4 protein-coding genes are annotated in these 6,846 nt (G+C 48.7%); 2 read left to right on the top strand and 2 right to left on the bottom strand.

The annotated features are described in order from the left end of the window. Positions 1–93: 93 nt before the first annotated feature. Positions 94–702, top strand: coding sequence for an ATP-dependent Clp endopeptidase proteolytic subunit ClpP (gene clpP / locus IQ270_RS26560; protein ID WP_193976162.1), 609 nt, complete (start codon positions 94–96; stop codon positions 700–702). Between the two features lie 297 nt (positions 703–999). Here clpP and IQ270_RS26555 read toward each other — a convergent pair whose 3' ends face one another. After that, positions 1,000–1,938, bottom strand: a complete 939-nt coding sequence (locus IQ270_RS26555; RefSeq protein WP_193976161.1) for a hypothetical protein — start codon at positions 1,936–1,938, stop codon at positions 1,000–1,002. 1,037 nt (positions 1,939–2,975) lie between these two features. On the opposite strand from IQ270_RS26555, the gene IQ270_RS26550 reads away from it, so the two are divergent. Further along, positions 2,976–5,342, top strand: a complete 2,367-nt coding sequence (locus tag IQ270_RS26550; RefSeq protein WP_193976160.1) for a ribonuclease R family protein — start codon at positions 2,976–2,978, stop codon at positions 5,340–5,342. 204 nt (positions 5,343–5,546) lie between these two features. Here the strand turns inward: IQ270_RS26550 and IQ270_RS26545 are convergent, their stop codons facing one another. Then, positions 5,547–6,761: a tetratricopeptide repeat protein gene (locus IQ270_RS26545; RefSeq protein ID WP_193976159.1), complete on the bottom strand. Its 1,215-nt coding sequence runs from the start codon at positions 6,759–6,761 to the stop codon at positions 5,547–5,549. Positions 6,762–6,846: the final 85 nt, after the last annotated feature.

Below are 6,846 nucleotides of genomic sequence, written 5' to 3'. Positions count from 1 at the left end.
TAAAAGCCGATCGCCCCCCCCTCCACCGCTCGCTATAAATGAGCCCAAATCGCTAAAATAAAAAAAAGATACGTAATAGGCAGGCTGGTGTCAATGATCCCAACAGTTATAGAACAATCCGGTCGCGGCGAACGCGCCTTTGACATATACTCGCGACTCCTGCGCGATCGCATCATCTTCTTGGGCCAACAGGTTGACTCCGACTTAGCCAACCTGATCGTTGCCCAATTGCTATTTTTAGACGCAGAAGATCCAGAGAAAGACATTTACCTCTATATCAACTCCCCTGGGGGTTCGGTATCAGCAGGTATGGGCATTTTTGACACAATGAACCACATCCGCCCCGACATTTGCACCATTTGTCTCGGTTTGGCCGCCAGCATGGGCGCTTTTCTGTTGAGTGCGGGCGCTAAAGGCAAGCGGATGAGTTTGCCTCACTCCCGGATTATGATCCACCAACCTCTCGGCGGAGCTCAAGGACAAGCAACGGATATTGAAATTCAGGCCAAAGAGATTTTGTACCACAAACAGCGCCTGAATCAATTTTTGGCAGATCATACCGGTCAGCCGCTTTCGCGCATTGAAGAAGATACGGAACGGGATTTCTTCATGTCCGCCGATGAAGCTAAGGACTACGGTTTGGTGGATCAAGTGATCGATCGCCGTCCTTCGGCCAGCCGCCCGATCGCTGCTGTGGCGTAACTTGCAAGTTAAAAATCAAAAATGGGAAATATTCTGCATTTTTGATTTTTAATTTTTAACGTTCAAAAGTAGCTCTTTAATCCTGGATAAACGGGTGCGTCGAAACCGGGTTTTTACCCAAATCTTTGGTTCTCAACCTTAATATCTGTCAAAAACCCGGTTTCTTTAATCCTGGATAAACGGGTGCGTCGAAACCGGGTTTTTTACCCAAATATTTGGTTCTCAACCTTAATATCTGTCAAAAACCCGGTTTCTTTAATCTAATAGCCTCCAGCGCCTTGTTTAGTTTCCGAATTCCTACGGTAAAGATTCGAGATATTGCAGGAAATCAAGCAATTGTTCTGGGTTTAATAAATGCCGCGCTGCTTTCTCATAAGCTTGTTTGAGATAATCTTTTCCTTGGCTGGCAGTCCAGCTTAATCGCTTGATTTCCTCAGTGGTTCTGCTGTAAATTTCCAGATATTCTAGGAAATCTGCCAACTGTTCGCTAGAAAGCTCTCTCTGCGACGACTTGTCATAAAGTTGTTGGAGACAGTCGGTTTCCGTTTTTTTATTCCATCCCTGGCGTTTGAGGATGCCGTCTATGTTGGCGATCGTATCAGAATCGTCCTCGATCGCATCACTTGGAATTCCCACCGAGATCGGTTCCAATTCCCTAATTTCAGCAGCACCCTGCGACAGTTCGCTTTGGCTGGTATTCGGCACCTCCAGTTCCTCCATCGGTTCCCCGTAGCTGGAAGAAAGCCAAGCATCCGAGTCTATCTGCTTCTGTACAAATCCAGCCGCCTCGGCGCGATCGACCGTTGGCCGTTCCGGTTCCGCTACAGGTGCTACTGGCTCTTCATTTATTTTCGATTCTGTATTGACAAAATTGCTTTGATGTGGTGTATCCTCTGTTTCGGTAACAGGCATTTCTAAAACAGGAAGAGGAGCAAGCGACTGAGGCACCGGAGGCGGAGGAACTGCGGCAACCGAAGGCAGAGGCGGAGGCGGAGGCGGAGACCCTGAAACGGGAACAGCGGCCTCCGCCTTATCGGAAAATCCGAGGACAGCGATCGATCGCGATCGGGCGCGGTCTTCAGCATCCTCAACAGACTCGGCAGCCGACATACCAGTAGCGAGAGTTTTGCCGTCAACCTGAACCAGACAGCGAACCACAAACTTGCCGTTATGAATAGTCAGCAACTCACAGATTAACTGTCCAGCGGGATAAAGGGCACGAAATTGAGCAAACATAATTTTTTTACCCCGAAACCAAAAGGGGCTGATGACTTCAGTTTAGTACAAAACCGGGCGTTAGTTGCTTGATACTTCAACATTTATGGAAAACCGCAGGGCGAGGAGGGCAATGACTGGCTTTAGTCATTGCCCTCCTCGTCCTGTTAAATCCCAAAAAATCCAAAAATTACCGTCAACCGCGCTGCGGTCAAAAGCAGCCGACAGAAAACAATTTTCGGAAAACACATATTCAACATACAATAAATGTAAGGTGAATCAACCGCGCCACCTTTGACCGAAAAACCCTATCCCACATCCGGCGGTTTAAGCTAACAAGCACCGAGGGGTCATTTCTACCTACAGGAAATGACACAGCAACTAGGCAAAAGTAGTAAAGTCTCCGGTTTTGTGTACCTTGCACTTTCTCAAGCACAGATTGCTGCCGACTCGCTCGTTGCACCTCTGCAGGCAATTAGACCACCTGCAAAAAAACAGAGGAATTTCTTACCGCTAGCTACTAGCAATTTTGCCGGGAGCAGGTAAACTCTTTGGCTTTAGCACAAGGCAAGAGTCACTTCAAAAGCCAGAAGAAAGCAGGAAAAAGGCAGAAGGAAAAATGCAAGAGACAGAAATGCAAATTTTCTCCCTCTTCACATCTCCATCTGCTCGTCCGCGATTCAACCCGTCGCTTTCAGCATCGAGCTATCTTTTAAGAACCGACAGGGGCTTTCTGACTTCGCGAAGAGCTCGGCGCTAACAGCCAAAAGCAAAGGAACCAACGCTAAAAAACTGTATTGGGGAATAGGGTGCAAAGCAGTTGTCTACACCGCCATTCGTCAGTTGCAGACAGACAGCAGACAATTAGCACTCTCGTCAGTGTCGGGAAAAAATCTGAAAAATTTCCGGCACAGGGGTAGCACCGACTGTGCTGGCATTTCCACCTACTAACCCGCGTATTTGTAGTAGGAAGCAGGCACTGCGAAGGCGGGAAAGGGCGCGGCGGCTGATTTGCCAAAATTAGACTAATTGCTGGAAAAAAGAGGATCGATCGCTACATGGAATTTTCTATCGCTGCGCTGCTGGCAAATTTTACAGAAGACAAATTAGTGGCTCCCAAAGCACTGGAGAAAAAACTCGATTGCAACGACGCCACCAGTCAACTCAAACTTCAAATCGCATTAGAAGCTCTAGAGAAAATTGGCATATTAGTCAAAGACAAAGGGCGCTACCGTCGAATAGCTGAAGACGACGTAGTAGAAGCAAAACTGCGCTGTTCGAGCAAAGGATTTTGCTTTGCAATTCAAGATGCCGAAGGCTCAGAAGACGTTTACGTGCGAGAAAGTCACCTCTCAACAGCTTGGAATGGCGATCGAGTATTAGTCAAAATCATCAAAGAAGGTAGCCGCCGCCGATCGCCCGAAGGGGAAGTCATGCTGATCCTCGAACGCGCCAACCCCTCGGTACTAGCGCGAGTCAAGCAAACCGCCACCCCCACCGGCCGCGTCAGCTACAGAGCAATTCCCCTCGACGATCGGCTGCTGTTTGAACTAGACTTGCTGGCAAACGGCACAAACCTACAAGAGGCGATCGACCATTTAGTACACGTCGAAGTCAAACGCTATCCCCTCGGCACCCATCGCCCGATCGGCAAAGTAGTACAAGTCCTCGGTTCCGACGCCGAAGCCGCTGACGACCTCGACATCGTATGCTGCAAACACGACTTGCCGCGATCGTTTCCCCCAGCAGTCATCAAAGCAGCCGAAAACTTGCCCAGCAAACTCAAAAAAACCGACATCAAAAAACGGTTAGATTTGCGAAACATCCTGACAGTTACTTTTAGCAAAAACGAACCGGGAGAAACCAACACCGAAAACGAAACCCCTCAAGTTGAGGAGGAAATTTTAGCCGAGGGCGACCAAAACGAATTCGACCCGACCTCATTCCTCTCAGATCCGCCAATAGAACGCGCGTTTTCGATCGAAACCCTAAAGTCGGGCGGCTGGCAAGTAGGAATCCACATCACCGACTCCGCCGAGTACGTGCAGCCAGAAACCCCCCTAGACCGCGAAGCCCGCAAACGAGGCACCAGCGCCCATCTCGGAGAAAAAATCATCGCGGTACTGCCATCCATCCTCAACCAGCGCTGCACCCTGCAACCAGACACCGAACGGCTGGCTTTCAGCATACTGCTCACCCTAGACCGATCGGGAGAAGTCACAGAATACGAAATTCAAACCAGCGTCATTCAAATTGACTACCAGCTCAGCTACGAGCAAGCTCAAGCAATTGTCGAAGCAGACTCCGATGCTGAAGAGCCATCTTTATCCAGCGCCCTCCGTCCTTTCCTGGATCAACTCTGGGCAGCCTCACAGGCGGTCAGACAGGCAAGACTCAAGCGGGGAGCTTTTCAACTAAATTTGCCCGACGCTAACTCTCACTTCGACGACGAAGGCGAATTAGGAGCTTTTGCAACGGCTCCCCCCGCCCAGTCGGCAGTCTCCGAGTTGGTCGTACTCGCCAACGAAGCTGTCGCCACGCACCTGCAAGCCTTGGGAGTCCCAGCAATCTACCGCGTCCAACCGATGCCGGACCCCGCAGACATCCAGGAGTTCATCAAACTCTCCAACAACCTCGGAGGCGAACTGTATCTCGAAAACGAAGAAGAAGTTGTGCCCTTCGACTTCCAGCGATTTACCCAGCAGTTTGCTGGGCTCAAGTCCGAAAGAGTTCTCACCTACCTGCTGGAAGACACCATGAAGCCTGCGGTGTACAGCACAACTCCCAAGCCGCACTTCGGTTTAGCGCTGCAAGATGGTTACACGCGCTGCACCTCACCGCTTTCCCGCTACGCCGATTTATTGGTGCTGCGGGTGTTGCAGGCTGTGTTCGAGCAAGGCCGCAGCAGCCGCACAACTCGCGCCAAGGAAAAAGTTAACCTGCACCATTCCTCCTGTCACGGTCAAATTACTTGGAATGTCCTCCCCCCAGACTTGCACCACGAATTTGAGACAGAGTTTGCAGCAGCCGTGGTACACCTGACGGAACGCGAAAGAGTTGCTGAAGATGCCGAAAGCGATTTGCAGGGATTGAAGAAAACGGGATTGATGAAAGAACGCACCGGACAAACTTTCCAGGGTTTGATTACAGGTGTACAATCCTATGGTTTCTTTGTGGAAATTGAGGTGCGGCCGACCGATAGCGAACTGTTGCGAGTGGAAGGATTGGTGCACGTTTCTTCGCTGAAGGATGATTGGTATGAATACCGATCGCGCCAGCAAACTCTAGTCGGCCGCAAAAACCGCAATCAGTACCGTTTGGGCGATCGGGTGGAAGTTCAAGTCAAAAGCGTAGATTATTACCGCCAACAAATTGATTTAGTTGCAGTCGGCGGCGGTAGCCAAGCTTTTGATGATGATGATTAGTCATTAGTCAGTAGTCATTAGTCATTAGTCGGCAGTTTGAATATTGTAGGTTGGGTAGAGCTAGGGCGAAACCCAACTATACTCAGACAATCGGCGCCAGAGCGATCGCATCTAAAATTTGGACAAGTTAACTGCGGACAGTTTTCAAGGAAGATGCGACAGGGATCTGAATTTTAAAAAGGAGGCAAGAAAACACGCCCTTGATTAGGAGTTGACTGCGCTTACTGCAATAGAATTCCAAGCAGTTACGGCCATTTCTTCTGTCAAGTTTTCGTCAGCATCGCAAACATATCCGAGTTGATTTAGCACCCTTTGATGGGAAATTGCAATTCGTCGCGCAACTTCTGCTGTAAGCAGTTGCTTCCAATGACCACAATTTCCTTGCCAGAAGTGATTGTTGGCAGCAGTTGTTCTTAAAGAAGCGATCGAATTAAGGGGAATCACATCTAATATTGGACGCACCGGTTTCATCCCCAGTTGTTCGTTTAATTTAGATAGTTCCTCGGCAGTATCAGCTACCAAATTTTCATAGCGAATTTGCCTAGAGTTTTCTCTATTCCACCATGACGCACTAATAGAAAGAAGCGCAGCCGATCTCTTTCCTACAGCATAATCGATAAACTCCGAACAGAGCGGGAATTTATTAATAATAGAAATCTCGCTGCCAGCTTCACCATCTAACCAGCGGGCAGTTTGCGACTCGTAAGTTGCAAAGTGCAGAATTGAAATCAAGACATCGAGAGGGTGGCGGGCAATAACTATAGGGCGAAATCCATTTTCCGCAAGCAGTGAAACAAAATTATCAGTATCCCGCCAGTGGATTTGTAATATTACTTTTGGTGGCAGAGATTGCCAAGCTATTTCCCTAGGCGTGTGAACGGCTATTTGAGGCAAATCGTACATTGATGCTAGAAGCTTCCGCAGCCAAGTGTTGCCTGAACGGGGAGTGCTAACTATTGCTAGGCGCAGGTTGTCCAAACTGGCAAAGGGCGATATCAATTTAGAATAAGATTTAGGCGGCAAGATGCTGAGATGACTGAGTTTTTGCACAGCTTTATCTAAGTTGGTGTGAAATAGATAAAAGTTTGGATAAAGCTCGATAGCGCGGCGGTAGGCTGCGATAGATTCCTCTAGCTTGCCCTGTTTTTCTAAAGCATTGCCTAAATTGTTGTGCGACCAAGAAAAATTGGGATAAAGCTCAATAGCCTGCTGGTAAGCAGAGACGGATTCAGCTAATTTACCTTGTTTTTGCAGGACATTTCCTAAATAGTGATGCAGCCACGAACATTTTGGATAAAGTTCAATAGCGCCCAAGTAGACGAGAGTGGCTTCATCTAATTTATCTTCTTTAACTAAGGATGACGCTAAATTGTGGTAACATTTGTAATCATCTAGGTTAAATACTAAGGGCTGTTTCATTCTCTTGTAGGGGCGGTGCCTGTGAGTGGGGGCTTTTGGGTGTGAAACGCGCAGTCGACCGTGGGTGGGGGGGTAGGCACGGGGG

The sequence above is a fragment of the Microcoleus sp. LEGE 07076 genome (assembly GCF_015207455.1).
Classification (GTDB): domain Bacteria; phylum Cyanobacteriota; class Cyanobacteriia; order Cyanobacteriales; family Microcoleaceae; genus Microcoleus.
Note: the sequence above shows the minus strand (reverse complement) of the source record. Positions and strands in the feature narration are given on the sequence as shown.

Coding starts and splice junctions, on each gene's coding strand:
- clpP (WP_193976162.1), top strand. CDS start 94: ATGATCCCAACAGTTATAGAACAATCCGGTCGCGGCGAACGCGCCTTT.
- IQ270_RS26555 (WP_193976161.1), bottom strand. CDS start 1,938: ATGTTTGCTCAATTTCGTGCCCTTTATCCCGCTGGACAGTTAATCTGT.
- IQ270_RS26550 (WP_193976160.1), top strand. CDS start 2,976: ATGGAATTTTCTATCGCTGCGCTGCTGGCAAATTTTACAGAAGACAAA.
- IQ270_RS26545 (WP_193976159.1), bottom strand. CDS start 6,761: ATGAAACAGCCCTTAGTATTTAACCTAGATGATTACAAATGTTACCAC.